Here is a 24,082-nt window from a genome sequence, read left to right as displayed (position 1 = left end):
TCCCGTCACCTAGGCAAAGGCCCATGTCCGCCCAGCAACTCTCGGACCTCATACGTTTCGCCCGTCACAACTCGCCTCACTACCGGGACCTCTACGCGTCCCTGCCGCCGCACACCGACCGCCTCACCGACCTGCCGGTGGTCGACCAGCAGGAGTTCTGGGCGGCCAACTCCCTGCACGACAGCCGCGTTCTGACCGGCCCGCTCAGCGAGGCCACCGTCTACAAGACCGGCGGCACCACCGGGGCTCCCAAGTTCTCCGTCTACACGCGCGACGAATGGCGTACGTTCGTCACCTCGTTCGGCCAGGGGCTGGTGGACGCGGGGCTGCGCCCGGGGCACCGCGTCGCCGACCTCTTCTACGCCGGTGAGCTGTACGCGAGTTTCCTCTTCGTCCTCGACTCGCTCACCCACGCGCCCGTGGACAACGTCCGCCTGCCCATCGGCGGCGGCGCGCCCCTGGAGTCGACGCTCCCCACGCTGCGCGACCTCGCCGCCCAGGTCCTGGCCGGCACCCCCACCACCCTGTGCCGGCTCGCCGAACAGGCGATGTCCTGCGGCATCCGGCTCGATGCGGTGGAGTTGCTGCTCTTCGGCGGCGAGGCCCTCTTCGACGACCAACGCCGCCTGCTGGCAGCCGCGTTCCCCGGCGCCGAGGCCCGGTCCGTGGGGTACGCCAGCGTCGACGCCGGTCTGCTCGGGAGCCCCGTGCCCGGCTCCGACACACGGGTGCACCGCGCCTTCACGCCGTACTCCGTGGTCGAGATCCTCGACGACTCCAGTGACGAGCCCATCACCGAACCGGGCCGTCCCGGCCGGGTCGTCGTCACCAGCCTCTTCCGCCGCCTCATGCCGATCATCCGCTACCCCGCGGGGGACCGGGCCGAGTGGACCGGCACCGGGCCCGGACACTTCCGGATCCTCGGCCGCGCCGAGGAGGGCGTGCGGGTGGGTCCCGTCTCCCTCTACACCCAGGACGCCCAGGAGGCCGTGGCGGCGGCGGACACGGACGGGCACGTCGTCGGCATGCAGCTGGTCGTCCGCCGCTGGGACGGCCGCGACGGGCTCGTCCTGCGCCTGGCGACGGCCGCGGGCGACGACGCCCGGGACGCGCTGGCGAAGGCCGTCGTCGCCGAGCTGGAGGCCGTGCGCCCCCTGTATCCGGACAGTGTGCGCGCCGGATTCGTGCACCCGCTGACCGTGGAATGGGTGCGCCACCGCGACCTCGCCGTCAACCCGCGCACGGGCAAGCTCGTCCGGGTCCTCGACGAGAGGCCGACCGCATGACCGCCGCACCCGTGACCGGCGCGGAGACCGCGGCCCAGGCGGAGACCGGAGCCGAGACCGCAGCCGCATGCGGCGTCGGGACCCCGGCCCCGGCCGCGCCCGGCCGCCGCCGCGCTCCGCTCGTCCTGCGCAACCGCGCCTTCGGCGCCGTCTGGCTCGGCCAGGTCCTCACCCAGGCCGCCGTGCGCATGTTCCAGGTCGGCGTGTCCTGGTGGCTCGTCGCCCACGCCGTCCGGGACGCCCGGGGGCTGGCATCCGGCCTGTTCATGGCCGCCTGCACGCTGCCCGCGGCGGCGCTGGCGCCCGTCGTGGCCCGGGCCGTCGCCCGGTTCGCCCACCGCTCGGTGCTGCGGACCTCCGCCGCCCTGGCGGGGGCCGCCTCGGCCGTCCTGGCGCTGTGGGCGTACGCCGACGGGCCGCCGCTGGCCGCCGTGTACGCCGCGGGCCTGGCCCTGGCCACCTGCCAGGCGTTCTTCGATCCCTGTCTGACCACCTCGGTGCCCGAACTCGTCGACGACGCCGACATCGAGACGGCCACCGGCTTCGAGCTGTCCACCCAGTCCCTGGCCGGCCTCGGCGGAGCGCTGCTCGGCGCCCTGACCGTCGACCGGGCCGGTGTCGCGGGGCTGGCCGCCGGATGCGCGGCCGCCTACCTCGGCGCCGCGCTCCTCGTCGCCGCCGCCCGCTTCCGCACCGGGCCGACGGCCACCACCGCGGAGGGCGACGGCGCGCCCGAGGGCCCGGCGGCCGCGCCCGAGCGGCGTGCGCTGCTCCGCATCCTCGGCGACCTGCCCTACGTACGGCGGATCCTCGTCTGCTTCACCGCGGCGAACCTCTTCACGACCGCCGTGTTCGTCGTCATCCCCCTCTACACCCGCTCCGTCCTCGGGGGCGGGGGCGCCACGGTGGCGCTGCTGGAGGGCTCCCTGGGCACCGGCGCGCTCATCGGTGCGTTCACCGGCGCCCGCGTGCCGGGGCGGCCGACCGTCGCCGGGGCGTACTGCCTGGGCCTGATGGCCCTCGCCCTGGCGCTGCCCGGGCTGTTCGCGCACCGCCTGGTCATCGCGGGCTGCCTGGTCGTGGCCGGCTGGTGTGCCGGGGCGGTCAGCGTCCGCTTCGTGGCCCTCTTCCAGCGGCTGGTGCCGGCGGCGGACAAGCCCGGCTTCTTCGCCGTGATGCAGGCCGTGCTGGGCGTCTCCCTCCCGGTGGCGTCCCTGGTGTTCGGCTTCGCCGGTGACTTCCTCTCGCCCCGGGCGCTGTGCCTGGTGCAGGGCGTCGGCCTGGTTCCCGCCGCCTGCGCGCTGGCCCTGCTCGGATCCCCGTCCCGTACACCCGGCCCGGACCCGGACCCGGGCGCCGAGGCGGGCGCCGACCCGGCCACGGAACCCGTCGGAGGCGCGCGATGAACCCCGTCATCACCCCGGCCGTCTGCGCGGACATCGCCGAGCTGCGCCAGCTCTACTACGCCGTCTACGGGCCGCACTACCCCGTGGCCCTCGGCACCGACCCGGCCGAGATGGCCCGGCTCATCGAGGACCCGCACTCCCTGTGGCTCGTCGGCCGGTGCGCCGACACCGGCGCGCTGACCGCGTCCGCCGCCATCCACGGCGAGGCGGGCAGCCGCATCGGCCGCCTGGAGGGCATCGCCGTACACCCCGGGCACCGTTCGTCGGGCCTGGCCGCCGCCCTGACCGGGGCGCTGTGCGCGGGGATGCTGGACACGGGGCGGCTGGACTCGGTGTACGCGACCGTACGCACCGTCAGCGCCGGTCCGCAGCGCGTCGTCGCGCGCAACGGCTTCCGCCCGCTGGGCATCCTGCCCAACGCGGTCGATCTCCGCAGCCGTGAAAGCCTCGCACTCTACGCGCGTCACTCCGCCGGGGTGCTGGAGCGCCGGATCCCCGTCACCGAAGTTCCCGCCCCGCTGCTGCCGTTGCTGCGCACCGCCGGGACCGCGCTCGGCATCGGCTTCCCGGGCGTGCGGGCCGCCCCCGGCCCGCTTCCGGCGGCCGCGCCCCAAGGGGCCGTGGAGCGGCTGGAGATGATCGAGGCGCCCGCCTTCGTACGCCGTCGCTTCCGCGAGCACTTCCCCGGCGCCGAGGGCTGGTTCTACCCACTGCACACCCCGAACGTGCTGCTCACGCCGGCCGACGGCCGCTTCGAGGTCTACGCCTACCTCAACCGCGCCGGGGGCTACTGCTCCCTGCTGACCGCGCACCCCGACCCGGCCGCGGCGGCCGCGTACCTGGAACCGGTCACCCGGGCCCTGGGCCGCGCGGGCGCCGGATACATCGAGGCCCTGGTGCCGCTCGCGCACCAGGAGGCCCTCGCCGCCTTCCTGGCCCGGGGGTTCGTCGCCGGGGCCCTCTACCCGGCGATGCGCGCGGACGGCGACGGCTTCCACGACTACGCCGTCCTGTCCCGCTCCAGCGAGCGGATCGACTTCCGCGGCGTCGCGGCCCCGCCTCCCCTCCAGCCCTATCTGGACTGCTACGCGTCGGCCTGGGCGTCGGCGCACCTGCCCACTTCATCCGAGGTTGCCTCATGAACCCCCATCTCGCGCCGGTCGCCGTACCCGACCCGGCCCTCCTGCCGCACGTACAGCGACTGTGTGACCTGACCGATCCGTACGCCTTCGGCCCCGAGCAGGACGCACTCTTCGCCGCCGCCATGGCGGAGTCCAACGCCTGGCACACCGAACGTTCCGCCTTCTTCCGGTCCCTGTACGAGGCCACTCCCCCGGCGGATCCGTACCGCGCGCCGCTGGTCCACGCCAACTTCTTCAAGCGGCACGAGGTGCTCTCCGTCCCGCGCGAGGACGTCGAGCTGCACCTGACCTCCTCCGGCACCACCGGCCAGAAGTCGCAGATGTTCTTCGACCACTGGACCATCCGCTCCGCGCAGCGGATGGTCGCCCGGATCTTCGAGCGCAACGGCTGGATCACCCCCGAGCAGGAGGTCAACTACCTCCTGTACAGCTACGAACCGGCCCCCTCGCTCAACCTGGGGACCGCCTTCACCGACAACTACCTGTGCGACTTCGCCCCGGCGCGCAGCGTCGCGTACGCACTGCGCAACACAGGCGGCGACCATGAGTTCGACCCCTTCGGCTGCATCGCCGCGCTGCGCCGCTTCGAGCGGGAGGACGCCCCGGTCCGCATCCTCGGCTTCCCTGCCTTCCTGTTCTTCACCCTGGAGCGGATGCGCGCCATGGGACTGCCCCCGCTGCGGCTGCCCGAGGGCTCCCTCGTCGTCCTCGGCGGCGGCTGGAAGGGGCACGCCGACCGGCGCATCGGCAAGGAGGAGCTGTACGCCCGCGTCACCGAGCAGCTGGGCGTCCCGGGCGAGCGGATCCGGGACACCTTCGGGTCGGTGGAGCACTGCATCCCGTACATCGAATGCGACCACCACCGGCTGCACGCCCCCGTGTGGTCCCGGGTGACGATCCGCTCCACCCGCACGCTCGAACCCCTGCCGTACGGGGAGCGGGGCTACCTGCACCTGGTGTCGCCGTACATCACCTCGGTCCCGGCGCAGAGCGTGGTCATGGGCGACCTCGCCTCGCTCCAGCCGGGCAGCGCCTGCGGGTGCGAGCTGGAGACCCCCTGGTTCACCGTCCACGGCCGCGCCGGGGTGAGCCGCAACCGCAGCTGCGCGGTGGCCGCAGCAGAACTCATGAAGGGCATGGCGTGACCGTGACGCAGACCAGGAACAGTGACGGCCGGGGCGGCGACGAGGCCGCGCAGCACTACTGGCAGGGCACCTTCATCGGCGACGAGGAGGCCGGGCGCCGCCTCGACGCCCTGCCCGCCGCCGTCGAGGCCGCGCTGGCCGAGCCGCTGGAGACCGAGACCGTCCTGGCCGCTTGCGATGCCCTCGCGACCGCCCTGCGCGATCCCGCCCACCCCGTCCGCGCCCGGCTCGCCGCGCACCTGCCCGAGGGGGAGGATCCGGCCGTCCTGGCCGAGCTCGGCGGCCTCCTCGACCGGCGGGAGCTGACCCGCAAGCTGCGCCGGGAGCTCGGCGGCGCGACGCCCGGCCGGCTGAACCGGGCCGACCCGCGCGAGACGGTCTACGAGGCGTGGGCGCCCGTCGGCATGGTCGCCCACATCGCCCCGGGCAACGCCGCGACGGTCGCCCCGCTGAGCATCGTCGAGGGTCTGCTCGCCGGGAACGTCAACGTCCTGAAGACCAGCAGCGCCGACACCCTCCTGACCCAGCACCTGATGGCGGAGCTGGCGGCCCTGGACCCCAGCGGCGCGCTGGCCGCGCGGATCGTGGTGCTGCGCTTCCCGTCCTCCCGGCAGGAGTGGCTGCGCCTGATGTGCGCGCCCGCGGACGCCGTCGCCGTGTGGGGCGGGGAGGGTGCCGTCGAAGGGGTCGCGGCCCATGTGCCGCCCGGCTGCCGCCTGGTGGAGTGGGGGCACCGGATCTCCTTCGCGTACCTGACGCGGGACGCGTGGTCCGATGCCGGGACGCTCGACGCCCTCGCGCGGGACGTGTGCCTGCACGAGCAGCAGGCGTGCTCCAGCCCTCAGGTGGTCTACCTCGACACCGAGGACGCGGGCGAGGTGTTCGCCTTCGCCGAGCGCTTCGCCGCGGTCCTCGCGACCCGGCCGGCGGCCGAGCCCGACGCTTCGGCGGGAGCGCCGGACCCCGCCGAGACGGCCGAGCTGACCACCACCGAGCTGATGGCCCGGCTGGAGGAACACCTGGGCCTGACACGGGTGTTCGCCGCGCCGGACGGCTCGTGGCGGGTCATGGCCGACACCCGGTCCCCGCTCACCGCCTCGCCGCTGCACCGCAGCGTGTGGGTCAAGCCGCTGCCCCGCAAGGCACTGATCGCCACCCTGCGTCCGATGCGCCGCTACCTGCAGACGGCGGGCCTCGCGGGCGGCCGGACCGACATCGCCGAGCTCGCGCGCACCGTCCTGGCCGCGGGCGTCACCCGCGTCACGCCGGTCGGCGCCATGCTGAGCAGCTACGCGGGCGAGCCGCACGACGGCGTCTACGCCCTGCAGCGCTACAGCCGCCGCGTCGCGGTCCAGGCCGACCCGGCCCGCTTCGCGACCACCGCCTGCCTGGACGACCTGGCCCGCCCGGTCGTCCTGCCGCGGCCCGAGGGCCCGCTGCTGGGCAAGGAGGACGTACAGGAACGGAGCGGGGAGGTGGCGCGGGCGGATGCGGAGCTGTACTTCCGCAGCGGTGGCAGCACGGGCGCCCCCGCGCTGTCGATCTTCAGTTACGACGACTACGACACCCAGATGCACGCCGCGGCCCGCGGTCTGCTCGCCGCCGGTTACGACCCGGTCGGGGACCGCACCGCCAACCTCTTCTACTGCGGGGCGATGTACGGCAGCTTCATCAGCTTCTTCTCCGTGCTGGAGCGGCTCGGCGGCGTGCAACTGCCCCTGTCGGCGGGCCCGGACCACCGGGCGACGGCCCAGGCCCTCATCGACCTCGGCGCGGACACCCTCTTCGGGATGCCCTCCTACCTGTGGCAGCTGCTGCGCGCGGAGGGGGACGCGCTGCGCGCCTACGGCGGCCTGCGCAAGGTCTTCTACGGGGGTGAGCACTTCACGCCGGAGCAACAGCGCACCCTCAAGGACGAGTTCGGCATCGAGGTCGTCCACTCGATCACCTATGGCAGCACGGACCTCGGTCCGCTGGGCTACCAGTGCACCGAGATGTCCGGTGGCGTCCACCACCTGCACGCCGACCTCCACACGATGGAGATCCTGGACCTGGCCGAGGACGAGCCGGTGGCTCCCGGCGAGACGGGCCGGCTGGCCTTCACCACGCACGCCCGGCGCGGTCAGCACCTGGGCCGGTATCTGATAGGCGACCTCGGGCGGGAGATCCCGGGCCGCTGTCCCTGCGGCCGGCACGCGCCGCGCTTCGAGCTGCGGGGCCGCACCGGTGACGTGATGCGGGTGGCGACGTACTTCCTCAATCACCGCCGTTTCCTGGCTCTGGCCGAGGAACCGGGCGGTCACCGCGGCGAGTTGCAGATCCGGCTCGACGCCGGGGCGGCGCGCGAGCGGCTGACCGTACGGGTGGAGCGGAGCGGGACGACGGACCCGGAGCGGCTGCGGGAGGTCTTCCTGGCCGGCTATCCGGAGCTGTCCTCGGCGGTGTCGGAGCGGTTGCTGGACCTGGTGGTCGAGGCGGTCGACGGCCCGTCCCTGGACCGCAGCCCGACCAGCGGCAAGCTGCTGGCGGTGGTGGACGCGCGCCGCTAGCGCGGGGAGGTCGGCGCGGCACAGGGGGACGTGCTGGTGTTCGCGGTGGCTCCGGCCACCGCGTACGGTTTGGGCCGGGACGTCGGAGTCCGCACCCCCAACGCGCCGGCCGTTCCGACCCGGGCCGCACCCCACGGCCCGTCATGCGGCGGATGGGCGTTCTGATGATTGACGTGATCGTGGTCGGCGGCGGACCGACCGGTGTGATGCTGGCCTGCGAGTTGCGGCTGCACGGCGTGCGGGTGGTCGTGCTGGAGAAGCTGGCCGGGCCGACCGGTGAGTCCCGCGGTCAGGGTCTGCACGCCCGCAGCGTCGAGGTGATGGACCAGCGCGGTCTGCTGGAGCGGTTCCTCGCGGTGAGCGAGAAGTTCCAGGTCGGCGGCCTCTTCGGCGGCATCATGAAGCCGTGGCCGGACCGGCTGGACACGGCGCACCCGTACGGCGTCGCCGTCCCCCAGCCGGTCACCGAGCGGCTGCTGAACGAGCGCGCCCTCGAACTCGGCGCCGAGATCCGGCGCGGCGTCGCGGTGACCGGGCTGAGCCAGGACGAGAACGGGGTGTCCGTCGAGCTGGCGGACGGCACGCACCTGCGCTCGCGCTACCTCGTCGGATGCGACGGCGGTCGCAGTACGGTGCGCAAGGCGCTCGGCGTCGGTTTCCCCGGGGTGCCCGCGACCACCGAGACGCTGCTGGGCGTCGTGGAGGTGACGGCGGATCCGGCGACGATCGCCGCCGTCGTCGAGGAGGTCCGTAAGAGCCAGCTGCGGTTCGGCCTCGCCCCCGTCGAGAACGGGGCGTGGCGCGTCGTCGTGCCCGCCGACGGGGTGGCCGAGGACCGTACGGCCGCGCCGACCCTCGACGAGCTCAAGCAGCAGCTCCGGGCGTTCGCGGGCACCGACTTCGGTGCGCATGCGCCCCGTTGGCTGTCCCGCTTCGGCGACGCCACCCGCCAGGCCGAGCGCTACCGGATCGGCCGGGTGCTGCTGGCCGGCGACGCGGCGCACGTGCACCCGCCGACCGGTGGGCAGGGGCTCAACCTGGGCGTCCAGGACGCGTTCAACCTCGGCTGGAAGCTGGCCGCCGAGATCAACGGGTGGGCGCCCGAGGGCCTGCTGGACAGCTACCACACCGAGCGCCACCCGGTGGGCGTCCGCGTCCTGGACAACACCCGTGCGGGGATGGCGCTGTTGGGCAGCGATCCGGGGGCGACGGCGCTGCGGGAGCTGTTCTCGAAGCTGATGGACTTCGAGGAGGTGAACCGGTATGTGACGGGGATGATCACGGCGGTGGACGTCGGCTATGACGTGGGCTCCGGTGTCGGCTCCGATGGCGGCCCGGACGTCGCCTCCGGCGCCGGGGAGGGGCACGCGCTGCTCGGCCGCCGGATGCGGGACGTGCGGTTGGAGCGCGGTCGCCTCTACGAGCTGATGCACGGCGGTCGCGGGCTGCTGCTCGACCGGACCGGCCGGCTCTCGGTGGCGGGCTGGGCGGACCGGGTCGACCACGTCGTCGACGTGAGCGACGAACTGGACGCGCCCGCGGTGCTGCTGCGGCCGGACGGGCACGTGGTGTGGGTTGGTGCGGACCAGGGGGATCTGCTCGGCCCGCTGGCCCGGTGGTTCGGCGCCGCTGCCGCGGGAAGCGGGTCACCCGGGAGTTCCTGACAGGGCCGTGCGTCTACTCTGGTGCCCTGCAGAGGCCGATGGACGAGCGGTTGTGAAACGGGGCGAGCGGTGCCGGCGGGGGAAGCGAACGACAGCGAGCTGATCGGCAGAGTGCTCGGAGGCCGGTACCGGGTGACCGCGACGATCGGCCGCGGCGGCATGGGCGTGGTCGCCCGGGCGGTGGACGAGCTGCTGGGCCGCGAGGTGGCCGTCAAGATCCTGCGGGCCTATACCGACGCGAGCGCGCTCGAACTGGCCGGTCTGCGGACCCGGATGCAGCGGGAGGCGCAGGCCGCCGCCCGCATCCGGCACAGCGGCGTCGTCACCGTGCACGACGTCACGGAGGAGCAGGGGCTGCCGGTCATCGTCATGGAACTCGTCGACGGTCCGTCCCTCGACGACGTGCTGACGGAGGGCGGCCCGCTGGATCCGCGGGAGGCGGCGGCCATCGGGGCCCGGCTGATGGAGGCGCTCGACGCCGCGCACCGGGCCGGTGTCCTGCACCGGGACGTGAAGCCGGGGAACGTGCTGCTGGAGCGCGGTGGCCGGGTGGTGCTCACGGACTTCGGCATCGCCACCATGGAGGCCTCCGGCGACGACGCGGTGGCCAAGCTGACCCGCAGCGGTGAGCTGATCGGCTCCCTGGACTTCCTGCCGCCGGAGCGCGCTCAGGGGCACGAGCCCGGTCCCGCTTCCGACATCTGGTCGCTGGGCATGACCTTGTACGCGGCGGTGGAAGGCACCTCGCCGTTCCGCCGCACCTCCGCGTGGTCGACCCTGTCGGCGATCGTCGGCGAACCGCTGCCGGCCCCCCGGCGGGCGGGGCCGCTCGCACCGGTTTTGCAGGCGCTGATGGCGAAGGACCCGGCGGCCCGGCCGACCGCCGACCGGGCCCGCGCGATGCTGGAGGAGGTGGCCGCCGGTCAGACGGCGAGCCGCGTGGCGCCCGCGCCCGTCGTTCCGGCCGCTCCCGCCACTCCCCCGGCACCCGCCGCCCCGGCCCCCGTACTCGGTACGTTCGGGCCACCGCCCGCGGTCGATGCCACGCCGTTCCCCCCGCCCTACGCGCACCAGCAGCGGCCGCACCCGCAGCCCCCTCACCCGCAGCCGCCCCGGCACGTCGGATACCCGCCGCACGGTCAGCCGTCCACCGCCCCGCAGCCCGGCGCGGCGGCACAGGCCCCGGCCACGGCGGCGGCCCGCTCCGGGCGCCGCGGCCGTACCGTGCTGGCGGTGGCGCTCGCCGCCGTACTCGGCATCGGCGGCGCGGCGTACGCCCTGACCGGTGGACACGGCGGCGCCAAGGGCGCCGGGCGCACCGCGTCCGGCGGCTCGTCCGACCCGAGCGGCCTGCCGGACACGCAGGGCGCGCCCACCGACGCGGCGACCCCGAGCGCCTCCCCCTCCCGGTCCGCCAAGGGCAAGGCGTCCGGCACCCCCTCGCCACGGCGGACGGGGTCCTCACCGGCCGCCAAGCCGAGCCCCGTGCCGACGAGTTGCGGCGGGTGGAGCCACAAGGACCCCACCCCCGGCGGCTACGGCTACATGGCCGGTGACTACCACCTCGAGACGGGGCCGTACGAGACGTGCCCGGCCGTCTCCCTCGCCAAGACCGGCACGAAACTCCGGTACCACTGCTATGTGGTGAACGCCCACGGCAACAAGTGGATCTACGCCCGCGTGGACGGCACGACCACCGCGGGCTGGATGTCGAGCGACAACCTCACCCGCCAGAAGGGCCCCTTGTCCCCCTGCTGAGCGGGTGAGGGCGGATGGCGAACGGGCGGTTCGCCGCCCGGACGGACGGCGTGACGAGTGTCGGTCCGCCCGGCGGTGCCGGTCGCTGGGGTTGAGTGGACGCGCCGTCCCTACTCCCGAGGAGCCGCCATGGCCGTCCAGGACCGTCTTCCCGCCGGCACGATCCTGCTCTGCGACTCACAGGCGTTCGGCTGCGCCGGGGCGGTGTTCCGTGTCGACCCGGTAACCGGCGAGCGCCAGGCGCTCTCCATCGCCGGTGACCTCCAAGGGGCGACCGGGATCGCCCTCGAGGCCGACGGCAGTGTGCTGGTGAGCAAGGACCGGTTCCATCCGGGTACGGGCGTCCTCCTGCGGCTGCCCGTGGGCACCTGGACGCAGACGGAGGTGACCTCCGGCGGGAAGTTCACCGCCCCGGGCGACGTGGCCGTGGAAGCCGACGGCCGCATCCTGGTCGTCGACAGCTTCACCGGCGGGTCCGGCGCCGTGATCCGCGTCGACCCCGCCACGGGTGACCAGGTCGTCCTGTCCGAGAGCGACGGAGCCGGTGATCCTCCGCCGAGGCCCGTCCGTCTGTGCGTGGCTCCGGACGGCGCCGTGCTCGTCGTCGAGCAGGCCATGGCGGGAGGGATGGACCTCTCGGCCCGGGTGGTGCGCGTCGACCCGGTCAGCGGCGCCCGTACGACGGTGACCTCCGGCGGTGACCTGCGCAGCCCCATCGGAGTGGCGGTCGACGGCGGCGGCGCCATCCTCGTGGCCGATGCCAATGCCTTCCCCGGCTTCGGCGGTGGGGTGATCAAGGTGGACCCGGTGAGCGGTGCCCAGACCACCGTGGCCTCCGGAGGTGCGTTCGTCGCCCCGCAGGCGCTGGCCCTGGAGGCGGACGGTTCCCTCCTGATCACGGACAACGAGGCGCTGGACGGCGTCGGCACCCTGTTCCGGGTGAACCCCGCCACCGGCGCGCAGCAGGTGCTCGCCTCGGGCGGGGACTTCAAACGTCTCACCGGGGTGGCGGTCGTACCGGCGTCCTGAGCCGTCCGGGCGTCTGGAGTCGTCTGGGCGTCCCGAGCCGTCCGGGCGTCCCGAGTCGGCCCGGCCCCCTTAACCCCTTCCGATTCCTTCCTTAAGCGGAACCTAAGACTCACCCTCCGCGCCCCGAAACGAACAAATGTCCGTTCCGGGGCGGCTAGCGTGCTGCCGCACCCCGATACCCGGCAATGCAGAGGCAGGCACGCGATGGGCAGCACGACCAGTCACCGGCGCAAGGCGAACACCCGGACGAAGGCCGCGGGCGCGGTCGCGGTGGCGGCGGTGATCGCGGGCGCGGCGTTCGCCTTCACGGGCACCGCGCAGGCGTCCTCCGTGGGAGCGGTGTACACGAAGGCCAGTGCCTGGACCGGCGGCTACACCGGCCAGTACGTGATCACCAACAACACCGGGCAGGCCCAGTCGGACTGGACGCTCGCATTCGACCTGCCGGCCGGCACGAGGATCGACTCCCTGTGGAACGGCGCCCACACGGTCAACGGGCAGCACGTCACCGTCAAGCCCGCGGCATGGAACAAGGAGCTGGCGCCCGGCGCCTCGGTCACCGTCGGCTTCGTGGCGAGCGGCACCGCAAGCCCCGGCAACCCGACGGCCTGCCGCATCAACGGGACCGCGTGCTCGGTGGACCAGGGCGCGACGCCCCCGCCCGGCGGCCGCCCCACCGGCACCCCGACGGCGGCGCCGGGCACCAGCGCTCCCGCGACCTCGGCACCCACCGCGCGGCCGACCCGGACCGCGTCCCCTTCCGCCTCCGCCCCGCCCACCGCGACGCCGTCGCCGGGCACGGGCGCCCCGGCCGGCACGGCGCGCTTCGCCCCGTACGTCGACACCTCCTTGTATCCCGCCTACGACCTGGTCGACACCGCGGACAAGACCGGCGTGAAGGAGTTCCACCTCGCCTTCATCACCGCGGGCGGCGGCTGCGTCCCGATGTGGGGCGGCGTCACCGACCTCGCGAGCGACAAGGTCGCCGCCCAGATCGGGGCCCTGCGGGCGAAGGGCGGGGACGTACGGGTCTCGTTCGGCGGGGCATCGGGGCGCGAGCTGGCCCTGAACTGCGCGACCGCGGACCAACTGGCCGCCGCGTACGGCAAGGTCGTCGACCAGTACCGGCTCACCAAGGTCGACTTCGACATCGAGGGCGCGGCGCTGCCCGACACCGCGGCCAACACGCGCCGCGCGCAGGCGATAGCGGCGCTGCAGACCTCGCACCCGGGCCTGGACGTGGCGTTCACCCTCCCGGTGATGCCCGAGGGCCTCACCCAGCCGGGGGTGGCCCTGCTGGCCGACGCGAAGCGGGCGGGGGTGCGGGTCGCCGGCGTCAACATCATGGCGATGGACTACGGACCCGCGTACGCCGGCGACATGGGCCAGTACGCCATCCAGGCGGCGACCGCCACTCAGGCGCAGATCAAGGGGGTGCTCGGGCTCTCCGACGCGGCGGCCTGGAAGGCGGTCGCCGTCACGCCGATGATCGGCGTGAACGACGTCGCGAGCGAGACCTTCACCGTCGCCGACGCGTCCCAGCTCGTGGAGTTCGCGAAGTCGAAGGGCATCGGCCGACTGGGGATGTGGTCCGCGGCCCGCGACCGGCAGTGCGCGGCGGGCGCGGTCGACCACGCCGACCCGACGTGCAGTTCCGTCCTCCAGCAGCCCCTGGCCTTCTCCAAGGCCTTCGCCTCGCTCGGCTAGTCGGCGGGACGGGCGCGGGCGCGGGGTGTCCCTCCCCCGGCCGGGGGAGGGAGATCGCTCCGCCGGTCGATGCCGCGGGTGTGCGGTCGGTGCGACGTTCGGAGCATGACGAATGCGGTACGGACGACGCGTGGGGACCGAGTGGGCCGGGCGACGGTGACGTGGGCCGTGGTGTACGCCGGTTTCGGCCTGGCCTGTGTGCTGAGCGGGACCCGGCTGCCCTTCCACGGAGGCGGCCGGGGAACTCCCGGGCTGGGTTGGGCGGTCGTGGGGCTGGGCCTGCTGGCGGGGTCGGCCGCCTGGGCGGTACGGCGCCACGGGCCCCGGTCGTCCGTGCGGGCGCTGCTCTGGTCGGCCTGCGCGCTGGCCGGGGCAGCCGCTTTCAGCCTGCTGATGGACGTCATCACCCTGCTGTTCGGCCAGGGCGTCGACCACCCCGCCGCCACCGCGCAAAGAGCCCTGGCGGCCGTCGGGGCGGTCCTGCTCGCGACCCTGGCCCGGTCAGGGCAGCGGCCCGCGGGAACGGTCGCACCAGCGCGGCCCGGCTCCGGGCGGACCGTCCACCTCACGGCCTGGGCCGGGACGTTGGCCTTCGTCCCGTACGCGGCGATGAAGCTGGTGTGGGCCTGTGGCGGCACGTTCGCCGGGATCACCGGTGAGGAGATGTTCGCGCTCTCCGAGCGCAACGGGGCCTCCGGGCTCTTCCTCACCCTCGAGTCCTGGGGCCTGGACCCCACCGCCCTGCTGGCGGCGCTCGGCGTCTTCCTGCTGTGGGGCCTGATCAGCCCGTGGGGGCTGGTCTTCCCGCGCTGGACCCCGTTCCTGCGCGGCCGCCGGGTGCCGCGCTGGCTCCCGCTCGCCCCGGCGCTCCTCGGCGCCGCCACCCTCGCCCCGTACGGCGTGATCGGGGTCGGATACCTGACCCTGGCCACGACCGGCGCGGTGACGATGCGGCGCGGCGATTTCCACTCCTCGGCCGACATGCTCCTGGTCGCCTGGATCGGGCTGACCGCCTTCGCCGTCCACGGCACCGCCCTGGCCGTCGCGGCGCGTGCGTACTGGCTGCGGACGCGGCCCGGCCGAGCCCGGTGAAGCGCCGCCCGGGTACGGGCGTACACCGCACCGTGGCCTGGGCGGGTCTCCCCCGCGCGCCACTTCCGCTAGGGCGCCGCGGTCCGCTCCGTGCAGCTGCGGGCGACGGCGTCGGCGAAGACGCGGGCGAGGGGGGTCAGCGCGTCCCAGCGGCGGACGGCCCAGCCGACCTGCAGCGGGGGCAGATCCGGGAGGGGCACGAGGCGGACGGGGCCGTCGCCGGGCACCGGCCGGCCGGGCGGGACGGGGACGACGGCATGGCCGAGGCCCAGCTCCGCCAACAGGAGGGCGGTGTCCCAGTCGGCGACGCTGGTGTCGGAGCTGCTCCGGACGCCGAGTGCGGCGAAGGCGTCGTCGAGGCGGGCTCCCGAGGTGGAGTTCGAGGGGAGCCGGATCAGGCTGATGTCGTTCAGTTCCGCCGCGCCGACACGGGAGCGACCGGCCAGCGGATCGCCGGCGCGGACGGCCAGTACCCAGGGCAGGGCGACGACGGGGCGCTGCTCGATCCCGCGCACCGGGCCGCCGATGGTCACCCACGCGAGGTCCAGATTGCCGGCGGACAGGGCGTCGAAGCAGCTGCGGCTGGAGGTCTCCGTCCGGAACTCCAGACTGACCTTCGGGTAGCGCCGCCGGAAGGCGACGACCGCCTCGGCCATGAAGTGCCGCACGGTGGTGCCGCCCGTGGTGACACGTACGGAGCCGCTGTCGCCGTTGACGAGATCCCCGAGGCGCCGCAGGGCCAGGTCCAGGCCCGCGATGCCGTCCGAGGCGGCCTCGCACAGGACGCGCCCCGCGGGGGTGGGCACGACACCTCGCGGCCGTCGCTCGAGGAGGCTCGTACCGGTCTCGCGCTCCAGCCGCTTCACGTGCTGGCTCACCGCCGACTGCGTGCGGTCCAGCTCCCGGGCGACGGCGCTCAGGCTGCCCGCTCTGCACACGGCCACGAATACGCGTAAGTCCTCCAACGTCATAACTCCCAAGCTACAGCGTGGGGATGGGGAGGAATCCATAGGATTGACTGGGGGGACGGGGTCCAGGATGCTCAGTGCAGGGCCCGGGCGGCAACCCGTCCGGCGCTTTCGCGGGATCCGGACCCGAGGCGAAGGCGCCGGCGGGTGCCGACCCATGCGACGTAAGGACACAGCGCCATGCCCACTCCTCCGGCCGGCACCACCCCTCCCCCCGCGGGCCTTCCCCGCGCCGACCGGGCGATCGCGCTGCTGCGCACGCTCGGTGCCGACGAGATCGGCCACCCGGGCGGCACGCTCCTCGTTCATCTCCAGCGCGTCCAGGGGCGGCTGGCCCTGTGGGGCGCGCGTCCCGCGCTCCGGCTCGCGGGCCTGTGTCACGCCGTGTACGGCACCGACGGCTTTCCCCGCGCCCTGCTGTCCCCGTACAACCGCCCGCACATCGCGGAGGTGATCGGCGCCGAGGCCGAAGCCCTCGTGTACCTCTACGCGTCATGTGACCGCAAGGCCACCTACCCGACACTCGCGGATGCCGACGGGGCCTTCCGGGACAGGTTCACCGGACGTCTCCACACACCGGAGCCGCACCTTCGACGGGACTTCGCCGAGCTGTCCGCCGCCAACGAACTCGACATCGCCGCCGCCGACTCCGAGCTCCGCGAGCAGTCGGGAGCCGCCCTCCTCGCCCTCTTCACCCGGCTGCGGCCGCTGCTGAGCGGGGCCGCCTGGTCGGACTGCCTCACGGTGCTCGCCACGGCTCCGCGGGACTGAGACCGCCGTCACCGGCGCACGGGCGGACGGCGCACGGGCCGAAGGCGGCGGAAGGAGGACCGTTCACGACACCTGTTCGTCGATCCGGTGCCGCAGGTGGTCGTAGGCCCAGGCGGCGAGGGTGGTCGGGGTGGTGGTCGCGGCCGTGCGCCGCTGCTCGGGCACGAAGTCCTCGCGCAGACCGGTCGACATGCCGAGCACGGCCTCGACGAGTCCCTCCGTCATCCCGGCCCGGCGGAGCAGCGTGCGCATGGCGTCGTCGGTGACCCGCTCGACGCCGATCCGGCGGCCGGTGGCGGCGGTGAGGATCTCGGCGACCTGCCGCCAGGTCAGGTCGGCGGGTCCGTGCACCGCCCGTACGCAGCGGCCGGACCAGGCGGGAGAGAGCAGGCGGGTCGCGGCGACCTCCGCGATGTCACGGGGCGCCACCCAGGCCATGGGCTGGTCGAGGGGGAGGATCACCTGCAGGGTGCCCGCCCGCAGCGCGTCGAGCTGCAGCTCGAGATTGGTGAAGAAGTAGCCGCAGCGCAGGTGGGTGACATCGGCGCCCAGCTCGTCCAGAGCGGTCTCCGTGTGCGCCAGGCCGTCGATCTCCCCGGCGCCGTGGCGCTTCTCCGCGCCGACGCTGCTCTGGAAGACGACGCGGCGGATCCCGTTCTCCGCGACCGCGCGGACCACGCTCTGCGTGGCGCGGGCGTAGTCGGCGAGGGGGTCCTCACCGCCGGTGGTCGGGTCCACCCAGAACAGCGCGTCGGCGCCGCGGGTGGCGGCCACCACGGCATCGGCGTCGTACTGGTCGACCGGTACGGCCCGCACCGCGTCCCGGATCCCGGGGTCCAGCCGCCCCGGGTCCCGCGCCAGGACGCGCGGCCGGATCCCGGCGCGGACCAGGGTGGCGACGACGTGGCGGCCGACGTTGCCCGTCGGGGTGGTGACGGCGATGTCCATGCTCTGCTCCCTGTCGGTGGCTCGGCTCCGGGCCAGGAGTTCCGGTGGCGCGCCTTCCCCGGTCCTGGCCGGCCACCCGTACGGATGCGGCGGGGTGCCACGAGCGGGCCCAGGGGCAAGGCTGGGGCCATGGCCCCTGCCCCGAAGCTGATCATCTATCCGCCGGACGAGAACGGCTGGCGCCGCGTCCGGTACGACGGCGTCGCCATGGGCGTGGCGCACCGGCCGGCGGACATCAGCGTCTTCCTCGCCGCGGCGGGCCTGGAGAACGCCGAGGACATCGACCTGACCGACCCGGACTTCGTGGAGTGGCGGGGCGCCGGTCCCGACGCGTGGCGGCCGGGCCCGTAGGTAGGAGGGACGCGGGTCGACTGCGCGGGCGGCCCGTAGGAGCCACGCGGGTCACTCCCCGGACGCGGCCGTCGCGAAGGCGTCCAGCTGCTCCCGGGACCACGCGAGCGCCCCGGTCCGCGCGTCCTCGACCACCGCGCGCACCCAGTGCAGCTCGGCCGCCGTCACGGCCCGCAGGTATTCCGTCTCCAGGCGGGTGACGCGCGGCAGCCCCTGCTCCGCCTCCGCCGCCAGGGCCGCCTCCAGCTCGCCGAGCCGCTCGGCGAGCGCGTCGGCCCGCCGCTCCAGTACGTCCGCCACCTCGCCCGGCGCGAGGAGCATCAGGTTCGACAGGGCGGCGGGGAACTCCGGGAACTCCTGCCTGGGCGCGGCGAGCATGTCCTCCAGCCAGGCACGGGCGGTCTGCCGCCCGGCGTCGGTGACCTCGTACACGGTCCGCTCCGGGTACTGCTGATCGCGCCCCGTCTCGCGCACCGCGATCAGCCCGTCCCCGTGGAGCCGCTCGATCGTGCGGTAGAGGCTCGCGCGCTGCTTGACGTTGACGACCTGCTCCTTGCCCCAGTCCTTGACGAGGCGCTGGATGCCGTAGGGGTGCAGCGGCTTGTAGTGCAGCAGGGCCAGGACGGTCAGGGCGAGCGGGGAACTGCGAGGAGCGGAGGGAGTCATGGACCCGATTTTAGCCGCACACGAACTAGTTGACGTGAGACTAGTCGCAGTGCAACTATCAAATCAGCGACGCATCGTCACTCCCCCCGAGAGGAACCCCGATGACACGCACCGGCACGACCGCCGCGGCGGCCACCACCCGCACGACCCGTACCGCGCTCGTCATCGGCGGCGGCATCGCGGGCCCGGTCGCCGCCATGGCCCTGCGCCACGCGGGGATCGAGGCCCGCGTCTACGAGGCGTACGACGCCACGGCCGACGGAGCCGGCGGCGGCCTGACCATCGCCCCGAACGGCCAGGACGCCCTCGACGCGATCGGGGCCGGCCACATCGTCCGCGCCATCGGGACACCGGTCCGCGCCATGGGCCTGCGGAGCTGGACGGGCAAGGACCTCGCCCGGTTCGCGCCGCCCGCCCGCCTCCCGGCCCAGCAGTTCGTCTGGCGCGCCGATCTCTACCGGGCGATATACGACGAGGCGGAAGCCCGCTCGGTGGTCATCCACCACGGCAAGCGGCTGACCGCCGCGACGGACACCGGCTCCGGCATCACCGCGCACTTCTCGGACGGTACGCGGGCGAGCGCCGACATCCTGATCGGCGCCGACGGCATCCGCTCCACGGTGCGCCCGCTGATCGAACCGGCCGCGCCGCAGCCGCACTACGCCGGCCTGGTCTGCTTCGGCGCACGGCTGGACGCGTGCGGGCTGCCCTCCACCGACGGCGTCATGTACATGTGCTTCGGCAAGCGCGCCTTCTTCGGCTACCAGGTCTTCGACGACTCCTCGGCGGTGTGGTTCGCGAATCTGCCCCGCCGCGACCCGATGACCACGGGCGAAGCACGGGCGATCGGCGCGGAGCAGTGGATGCGCACCCTGCGGACCGCCTTCGCCGACGACCGCACCCCGGCGCTCGAGCTGATCGGCGCCACCGGTCCCGGTCAACTCCTCATCACCGGCCCGATGGAGAACATGCCGAGGGTCCCGACCTGGACCCGCGGCCGCATGACCCTGATCGGCGACGCGGCCCACGCCGCCTCGTCCAGCTCCGGGCAGGGCGCCTCCATCGCCATCGAAAGCGCCGTCGAACTGGCGCGCTGTCTGCGGGACCTGCCCCACGACCAGGCCTTCACCGCGTACGAGCGCCTGCGCCGCCCCCGCGTCGAACGCGTCATAGCCGTCGGCGCCCGCACGAACAGCGGCAAGACCGCGGGCCCGGTCGGCCGCGCACTGCGGGACCTGCTGATGCCGGTGGCCATGAAGCTCGTCAACCCGGAGAAGGCGGCCTGGCAGTTCGACCACCACATCGACTGGGACGCGCCGGCGGCACCGCCCGCCTGAACTCCACCCCCGCGGCCGGGGCGCCGTGTGGCGCGGCCGGACGGGTGATGCGGGCCGCGACTCGGCGGGTCGTGGGCCGCCGGGGCGGGAGGGCGCCACGCTGTCCGGGGCCGACGAGTGTCGCCCGTACGCGAAGGAGCAGGCTGTGCTGGAACGAAAGAGCCGGAAGAACGCCACCGACATCACCTTCGTACTGCCCCACGACGTACCGCCGGGGCCGGTCAGCGTGGTGGGCACGTTCAACGACTGGCGCCCCGGCACCCACGTCCTGGAGCCGCGTCCCGACGGAACGAGGGCCGTGACCGTGGCCCTGCCCCCGCGGACCACCCACAACTTCCGCTACCTCGCCGCGGGGGACTACTGGTTCAACGACGAGGGCGCCGACGGGCACGAGGGCCCGAACAGCCGTCTGGACACCTGAGCCGCGCCGGGCCGCGCCGGACCTGATCGGTGATCACCCTCCGGAGGGTGGCGCGTCGAGGCGATTGACGGCGATCAGCTCCTCCGCCGCCAGCAGCGCTCCGTGCGTGCTGCGCTGGCCCATCAGCACGCACAGGGTGTACGCGGCGTCCTCGAGCTCGCTGCGCACGCCCACGTCGTCGGGCGCGGCCAGCGCGCGGCGGCGGGCGGAGCGCAGGTGGTTGACGTGCCGCCGCAGGGCCTCGGGCTTCGGCGGCAGCCAGGACCCCGCCACGGGAGCGGGCGGGGTCTGGGCGTGGGCGATGGCCCGGCGCAGCGCCTCGTCCACGGCGGGGTACACCGGGTCGCCGGTCCGCAGGGCGAAGACGGCCTCGGCCATCTGGTGCGCCGCGGCGCCCGCGGACTGTGCGGCGTCGGTCAGGATCCGGCGGGCCTTGGCGGTGGTGCAGGGGACGAGGGCCATCAGCACGCCGGTGGCCCGGGCGAGGGCGGCGCGCGTCTCCTGCGCGCCCCGCGGACCGTCCACGGGGCGCGCGGACTCGGACGCGGACTCGGAGTCGGACGTGGACGCGGGAATCCTGGGCTGCTGCGCTGGGTAGTTCATCCGACCGCTCCTTCGCACCGGTTGCCCCCTACGCGTGCTGTACGGGGTCCTGCTGTGTAGCAGGTCGGCGGCGCGGCGGGGCGGCGTACACGCGCGCTGCCGACGCCGGTCCTCCGAACCGGTCCGCGCCCACCACCGCGTTGACCCCCGGAGTTGCCACACAACGGGCACCCCACGGGCAGGGCCGCCTGCTGCCCGCCGGCCGCGGCACGGGCCCGCGGGCATGGCGGCCCGGGAACCGGGCAGGCGCGCGCCATGGCCAGAGAACGGGACCGCGAACGCTCCGCCGCCGCTTCCCCCGAGCCGCCCCCCGACCGGATCGCCGAGCCCTGGGGCCGACGGACCCCGTACGGCCGCGGCGAGTCCTGGCCCGTCCGCGTCGACTCGTACGTCGTCGACGGCGCGGGGCCGGACGGCCCGGACGGCGCGGGCCCGGACGGAAGGAATCCCGGTCCCGTCGACAGGGTCGACCGGTGGGTCCCGACGGCCTCCAACCTCCACTCCAACGGGGACGCGATGGAGCTCGCCGTCAGGGACGGCCGACTCGTCGGCGTCCGGGGCCGGGCCGGGGACCGGGTGAACCACGGCCGCCTCGACCCCAAGGACCTGTACGGCTGGCAGGCGCTCGCCTCCCCCGACCGCCTGACCCGGCCGCTGGTCCGGGAGGGCGGCGCAGGCGGCGTACAGCGGGAGACCGACTGGGACACCGCGATGACGCGGATCACCGACCGCACCCGGGCGCTGCTCGACGGGCCCGGTCCCGCCTCCATCGGCTTCTACACCAGCGGCCAGCTCTTCCTGGAGGAGTACTACGCCCTCTCCCTCATCGCGCACGGCGGCCTCGGGACCAAGCACCTCGACGGGAGCACCCGGCTGTGCACGGCCACCGCGGGCGAGGCGCTCAAGGAATCGTTCGGCTGCGACGGGCAGCCCGGCTCGTACACCGACATCGACCACGCCGACACCATCGCGCTCTTCGGGCACAACATGGCCGAGACCCAAGGCGTGCTCTGGAGCCGGATCCTGGACCGGGTCGCCGGGCCCGACCCGCCCGTCGTGCTCTGCGTGGATCCCCGGCCGGGGCCGGTGTCGCAGGCGGCGACCCTGCACCTCCAGCCGAAGCCGGGCACCAATCTCGCCCTGATGAACGGCCTCCTGCACGAGGTGATCGCGGGCGGCTGGACCGATACGGCGTACATCGAGGCCCATGTCACCGGTTACGACGGCCTCGCCCGCCAGGTGGCGGGCTTCCCGGCCGAGGCCGCCGCCGAGGCCACCGGGGTACCCGCCGAACAGATCCGCGCGGCGGCCCGCCTGCTCGGCCAGGCCGGGCGGCTGCTGTCCACGGTGCTCCAGGGCTTCTACCAGTCCCACCAGGCGACCGCCGCCGCCGTCCAGGTCAACAACCTGCACCTGATCCGCGGCATGCTCGGGCGTCCCGGCTGCGGCCTGCTCCAGATGAACGGCCAGCCCACCGCCCAGAACACCCGTGAATGCGGCGCCGACGGAGACCTGCCCGGTTTCCGGAACTGGGCCAACCCGCGCCACATCGAGGAGCTCGCGGAGGTCTGGAACCTCACTCCCGACCGCATCCCGCACGACGGGCCGCCCACCCACCTGATGGAGATGGTCCGCCTCGCCGAAGAAGGCTCGCTGCTCATGCTGTGGGTCTCCGGGAGCAATCCCGCGGTGTCCCTGCCCGAGCTGGAGCGCATCCGCGGCGTGCTGGGTCAGGACCGGCTCTTCCTCGTCGTGCAGGACCTGTTCCCGACGGAGACGACCGAGCTGGCCGACGTGGTGCTGGCCGCCGCGGGCTGGGGCGAGAAGACCGGCGCCTTCACCAACGCCGACCGCACCGTGCACCTCTCCCTCAAGGCGGTCGAACCGCCCGGAGAGGCCCGCCCCGACCTCGAGATCTTCCTGGACTTCGCCCGCCGGATGGACCTGCGCGACGCGCACGGCGCGCCGCTCGCCCCCTGGCGGGAACCGGAGGAGGTCTTCGAGGCGTGGAAGGAGTGCAGCCGGGGCCGCCCCTGCGACTACAGCGGGCTGAGCTACGCCCTGCTGCGCGAGCGCGGTGGCATCCAGTGGCCCTGTACCGCCGAACACCCGGAAGGCACCGAACGCCTCTACACGCGGGGGGACTTCCGCAGCCGCCCGGAGGACTGCGAGAGCTACGGCCGGGACCTCTTCACGGGTACTCCGCTCGACCAGGACGCGTACCGGGCCCTGAATCCGGACGGCAAGGCGGTCCTGCGCGCCGCCGCGTACGTCCCCCCGCCCGAACAGCCCGACCAGGACTACCCGTTGTGGGTCACCACGGGCCGGACCCTGTTCCAGTTCCACACCCGCACGCGAACCGGCCGCGTACCGCGGCTGCGGTCCGCGGCCCCCGACATGTGGATCGAGGTCTCCGCGGCCGACGCGGCGGCGGCCGCGATCGCGGAGGGCGACCTCGCGGAGGTCACCACCCGCCGCGGTACGGTCCGGGCCCGGGCCCGCATCACGGGCATCCGCGAGGGCGTCCTCTTCCTGCCGTTCCACTACGGATACTGGGACGCCCCCGAGGAGGACGGTCATCACCGGGCCGCCAACGAACTCACGCCCACCACCTGGGACCCGTCCTCCAAGCAGCCGCTGTTCAAGACCGGCTGCGCCCGCATCGCCCGGGTGGCCGGACTTCCCGGGCCGGCCCCGGCGCCCGTGAACACGGCTTCGGGGCCGGTGCGGGGTCTCATTCCTCCAGCGGGTCCTCGATGACGTGCATGGCCGCTTCCTCCGCGGAGGCGGCGCCGGCGTCGATGCCCACGTCCTGGGCGAGCACGTTGTTCTCGCGCGGGGAGCCGGTGACCGGGGCCAGCCTGCCGGCGCGGCGGCCGCCCGCCTGCGGGTCGACCGGCTCGCCCTCCCCGTCGGCGAGGTCCCCGATCCCGTCGCCCGGCGGGGGCTGCTGATCGGGGATCTCGCGGGCGAGGCGTTCGTCGAGGCTCTCCCCGAGCTCCTGCTCCCGCTCGGTGGTGGCGTGCCGATCGCTGGCGTAGGGCCGTTCGGGCGGCGAGTACCCCGTGTCCAGGATGGCGTCGGTGTCGGGCTCTCCGACGCTGCCGTCCATGTCGGGCTGGCCTTCGGAGCGCTCGTCCTCCGGCTGGGGCTGGTAGACGTCGTCACCGCGGGCGTCGGAGTCACTCATGGTGGGGCCTCTCCTTCTCTCGTTCGGCGCGTTCTCTCGTTACGGCGCG

Annotated in this window: 20 protein-coding genes; 15 read left to right on the top strand and 5 right to left on the bottom strand. The window is 74.2% G+C overall.

Annotated elements, in window-relative coordinates; genetic code table 11:
- The first annotated feature begins 23 nt into the window (after window positions 1–23).
- The 10 genes from ABT084_RS02845 to ABT084_RS02800 all read left to right on the top strand — a co-directional run bounded on the left by ABT084_RS02845 (window position 24) and on the right by ABT084_RS02800 (window position 14,778).
- The gene (locus ABT084_RS02845; protein ID WP_351037868.1) at window positions 24–1,286 is read left to right on the top strand and encodes a phenylacetate--CoA ligase family protein; all 1,263 of its coding nucleotides are present in this window, start codon (window positions 24–26) and stop codon (window positions 1,284–1,286) included.
- Window positions 1,283–2,692, top strand: coding sequence for an MFS transporter (locus ABT084_RS02840; RefSeq protein WP_351037867.1), 1,410 nt, complete (start codon window positions 1,283–1,285; stop codon window positions 2,690–2,692). The genes ABT084_RS02845 and ABT084_RS02840 overlap by 4 nt, the downstream gene beginning before the upstream one ends.
- Window positions 2,689–3,834, top strand: coding sequence for a GNAT family N-acetyltransferase (locus ABT084_RS02835; RefSeq protein WP_351037866.1), 1,146 nt, complete (start codon window positions 2,689–2,691; stop codon window positions 3,832–3,834). Before ABT084_RS02840 ends, ABT084_RS02835 begins: the two co-directional genes overlap by 4 nt.
- Window positions 3,831–4,979, top strand: a complete 1,149-nt coding sequence (locus ABT084_RS02830; protein ID WP_351037865.1) for a LuxE/PaaK family acyltransferase — start codon at window positions 3,831–3,833, stop codon at window positions 4,977–4,979. Before ABT084_RS02835 ends, ABT084_RS02830 begins: the two co-directional genes overlap by 4 nt.
- 2 nt (window positions 4,980–4,981) lie before the next feature.
- Window positions 4,982–7,528 carry an acyl-CoA reductase gene (locus tag ABT084_RS02825; RefSeq protein WP_351037864.1) on the top strand — a complete coding sequence of 849 codons (2,547 nt, stop codon included), beginning with the start codon at window positions 4,982–4,984 and terminating at the stop codon, window positions 7,526–7,528.
- A gap of 164 nt (window positions 7,529–7,692) precedes the next feature.
- A complete protein-coding gene (rox, locus tag ABT084_RS02820) occupies window positions 7,693–9,192 on the top strand; it encodes a rifampin monooxygenase (protein ID WP_351037863.1) in 1,500 nt (499 codons plus the stop codon).
- 69 nt (window positions 9,193–9,261) lie between these two features.
- Window positions 9,262–10,950, top strand: a complete 1,689-nt coding sequence (locus ABT084_RS02815) for a serine/threonine-protein kinase (RefSeq protein WP_351037862.1) — start codon at window positions 9,262–9,264, stop codon at window positions 10,948–10,950.
- Window positions 10,951–11,079: 129 nt separating this feature from the next.
- Window positions 11,080–11,979 carry a Vgb family protein gene (locus tag ABT084_RS02810; RefSeq protein ID WP_351037861.1) on the top strand — a complete coding sequence of 300 codons (900 nt, stop codon included), beginning with the start codon at window positions 11,080–11,082 and terminating at the stop codon, window positions 11,977–11,979.
- Window positions 11,980–12,183: 204 nt separating this feature from the next.
- Window positions 12,184–13,686 (top strand): cellulose binding domain-containing protein, encoded by a 1,503-nt coding sequence (locus ABT084_RS02805; protein WP_351037860.1) that lies wholly within the window; start codon window positions 12,184–12,186, stop codon window positions 13,684–13,686.
- A 105-nt stretch (window positions 13,687–13,791) separates the two neighbouring features.
- Window positions 13,792–14,778, top strand: a complete 987-nt coding sequence (locus ABT084_RS02800) for a hypothetical protein (protein ID WP_351037859.1) — start codon at window positions 13,792–13,794, stop codon at window positions 14,776–14,778.
- Between the two features lie 68 nt (window positions 14,779–14,846).
- On the opposite strand, the gene ABT084_RS02795 is transcribed toward ABT084_RS02800, so the two are convergent.
- The gene (locus ABT084_RS02795) at window positions 14,847–15,749 is read right to left on the bottom strand and encodes a LysR family transcriptional regulator (protein WP_351037858.1); all 903 of its coding nucleotides are present in this window, start codon (window positions 15,747–15,749) and stop codon (window positions 14,847–14,849) included.
- 177 nt (window positions 15,750–15,926) lie between these two features.
- Between ABT084_RS02795 and ABT084_RS02790 the strand changes: the two genes are divergently transcribed.
- A complete protein-coding gene (locus ABT084_RS02790; RefSeq protein WP_351037857.1) occupies window positions 15,927–16,517 on the top strand; it encodes a DUF6817 domain-containing protein in 591 nt (196 codons plus the stop codon).
- Between the two features lie 63 nt (window positions 16,518–16,580).
- Here the strand turns inward: ABT084_RS02790 and ABT084_RS02785 are convergent, their stop codons facing one another.
- Window positions 16,581–17,465 (bottom strand): NmrA family NAD(P)-binding protein, encoded by an 885-nt coding sequence (locus tag ABT084_RS02785; protein WP_351037856.1) that lies wholly within the window; start codon window positions 17,463–17,465, stop codon window positions 16,581–16,583.
- A 129-nt stretch (window positions 17,466–17,594) separates the two neighbouring features.
- Here ABT084_RS02785 and ABT084_RS02780 point away from each other — a divergent pair, with 129 nt between their 5' ends.
- Window positions 17,595–17,816 (top strand): hypothetical protein, encoded by a 222-nt coding sequence (locus ABT084_RS02780; RefSeq protein ID WP_351037855.1) that lies wholly within the window; start codon window positions 17,595–17,597, stop codon window positions 17,814–17,816.
- Between the two features lie 51 nt (window positions 17,817–17,867).
- On the opposite strand, the gene ABT084_RS02775 is transcribed toward ABT084_RS02780, so the two are convergent.
- Complete coding sequence (locus ABT084_RS02775) at window positions 17,868–18,482, bottom strand: PadR family transcriptional regulator (protein ID WP_351037854.1); 615 nt, start codon at window positions 18,480–18,482, stop codon at window positions 17,868–17,870.
- Between the two features lie 101 nt (window positions 18,483–18,583).
- Between ABT084_RS02775 and ABT084_RS02770 the strand changes: the two genes are divergently transcribed.
- A complete protein-coding gene (locus tag ABT084_RS02770) occupies window positions 18,584–19,819 on the top strand; it encodes an FAD-dependent oxidoreductase (RefSeq protein WP_351037853.1) in 1,236 nt (411 codons plus the stop codon).
- Window positions 19,820–19,964: 145 nt separating this feature from the next.
- The gene (locus ABT084_RS02765; RefSeq protein ID WP_351037852.1) at window positions 19,965–20,240 is read left to right on the top strand and encodes an early set domain-containing protein; all 276 of its coding nucleotides are present in this window, start codon (window positions 19,965–19,967) and stop codon (window positions 20,238–20,240) included.
- Between the two features lie 33 nt (window positions 20,241–20,273).
- On the opposite strand, the gene ABT084_RS02760 is transcribed toward ABT084_RS02765, so the two are convergent.
- Window positions 20,274–20,843 carry a DUF5133 domain-containing protein gene (locus ABT084_RS02760; protein WP_351037851.1) on the bottom strand — a complete coding sequence of 190 codons (570 nt, stop codon included), beginning with the start codon at window positions 20,841–20,843 and terminating at the stop codon, window positions 20,274–20,276.
- Between the two features lie 255 nt (window positions 20,844–21,098).
- On the opposite strand from ABT084_RS02760, the gene ABT084_RS02755 reads away from it, so the two are divergent.
- Window positions 21,099–23,603, top strand: coding sequence for a molybdopterin oxidoreductase family protein (locus tag ABT084_RS02755; RefSeq protein ID WP_351037850.1), 2,505 nt, complete (start codon window positions 21,099–21,101; stop codon window positions 23,601–23,603).
- Here the strand turns inward: ABT084_RS02755 and ABT084_RS02750 are convergent.
- A complete protein-coding gene (locus ABT084_RS02750; protein WP_351037849.1) occupies window positions 23,578–24,033 on the bottom strand; it encodes a DUF5709 domain-containing protein in 456 nt (151 codons plus the stop codon). The genes ABT084_RS02755 and ABT084_RS02750 overlap by 26 nt on opposite strands.
- Window positions 24,034–24,082: the final 49 nt, after the last annotated feature.

The sequence above is a fragment of the Streptomyces sp. NPDC002138 genome (assembly GCF_040296485.1).
Taxonomy (GTDB): Bacteria; Actinomycetota; Actinomycetes; order Streptomycetales; family Streptomycetaceae; genus Streptomyces.
This window is presented reverse-complemented; position numbering and strand designations above follow the sequence as displayed.

What these genes read in the sequence shown, in the direction of transcription:
- ABT084_RS02845 (WP_351037868.1), top strand. Translation starts at nt 24, where the DNA reads ATGTCCGCCCAGCAACTCTCGGACCTCATACGTTTCGCCCGTCACAAC.
- ABT084_RS02840 (WP_351037867.1), top strand. Translation starts at nt 1,283, where the DNA reads ATGACCGCCGCACCCGTGACCGGCGCGGAGACCGCGGCCCAGGCGGAG.
- ABT084_RS02835 (WP_351037866.1), top strand. Translation starts at nt 2,689, where the DNA reads ATGAACCCCGTCATCACCCCGGCCGTCTGCGCGGACATCGCCGAGCTG.
- ABT084_RS02830 (WP_351037865.1), top strand. Translation starts at nt 3,831, where the DNA reads ATGAACCCCCATCTCGCGCCGGTCGCCGTACCCGACCCGGCCCTCCTG.
- rox (WP_351037863.1), top strand. Translation starts at nt 7,693, where the DNA reads ATGATTGACGTGATCGTGGTCGGCGGCGGACCGACCGGTGTGATGCTG.
- ABT084_RS02810 (WP_351037861.1), top strand. Translation starts at nt 11,080, where the DNA reads ATGGCCGTCCAGGACCGTCTTCCCGCCGGCACGATCCTGCTCTGCGAC.
- ABT084_RS02805 (WP_351037860.1), top strand. Translation starts at nt 12,184, where the DNA reads ATGGGCAGCACGACCAGTCACCGGCGCAAGGCGAACACCCGGACGAAG.
- ABT084_RS02800 (WP_351037859.1), top strand. Translation starts at nt 13,792, where the DNA reads ATGACGAATGCGGTACGGACGACGCGTGGGGACCGAGTGGGCCGGGCG.
- ABT084_RS02795 (WP_351037858.1), bottom strand. Translation starts at nt 15,749, where the DNA reads ATGACGTTGGAGGACTTACGCGTATTCGTGGCCGTGTGCAGAGCGGGC.
- ABT084_RS02790 (WP_351037857.1), top strand. Translation starts at nt 15,927, where the DNA reads ATGCCCACTCCTCCGGCCGGCACCACCCCTCCCCCCGCGGGCCTTCCC.
- ABT084_RS02785 (WP_351037856.1), bottom strand. Translation starts at nt 17,465, where the DNA reads ATGGACATCGCCGTCACCACCCCGACGGGCAACGTCGGCCGCCACGTC.
- ABT084_RS02780 (WP_351037855.1), top strand. Translation starts at nt 17,595, where the DNA reads ATGGCCCCTGCCCCGAAGCTGATCATCTATCCGCCGGACGAGAACGGC.
- ABT084_RS02775 (WP_351037854.1), bottom strand. Translation starts at nt 18,482, where the DNA reads ATGACTCCCTCCGCTCCTCGCAGTTCCCCGCTCGCCCTGACCGTCCTG.
- ABT084_RS02770 (WP_351037853.1), top strand. Translation starts at nt 18,584, where the DNA reads ATGACACGCACCGGCACGACCGCCGCGGCGGCCACCACCCGCACGACC.
- ABT084_RS02760 (WP_351037851.1), bottom strand. Translation starts at nt 20,843, where the DNA reads ATGAACTACCCAGCGCAGCAGCCCAGGATTCCCGCGTCCACGTCCGAC.
- ABT084_RS02755 (WP_351037850.1), top strand. Translation starts at nt 21,099, where the DNA reads ATGGCCAGAGAACGGGACCGCGAACGCTCCGCCGCCGCTTCCCCCGAG.
- ABT084_RS02750 (WP_351037849.1), bottom strand. Translation starts at nt 24,033, where the DNA reads ATGAGTGACTCCGACGCCCGCGGTGACGACGTCTACCAGCCCCAGCCG.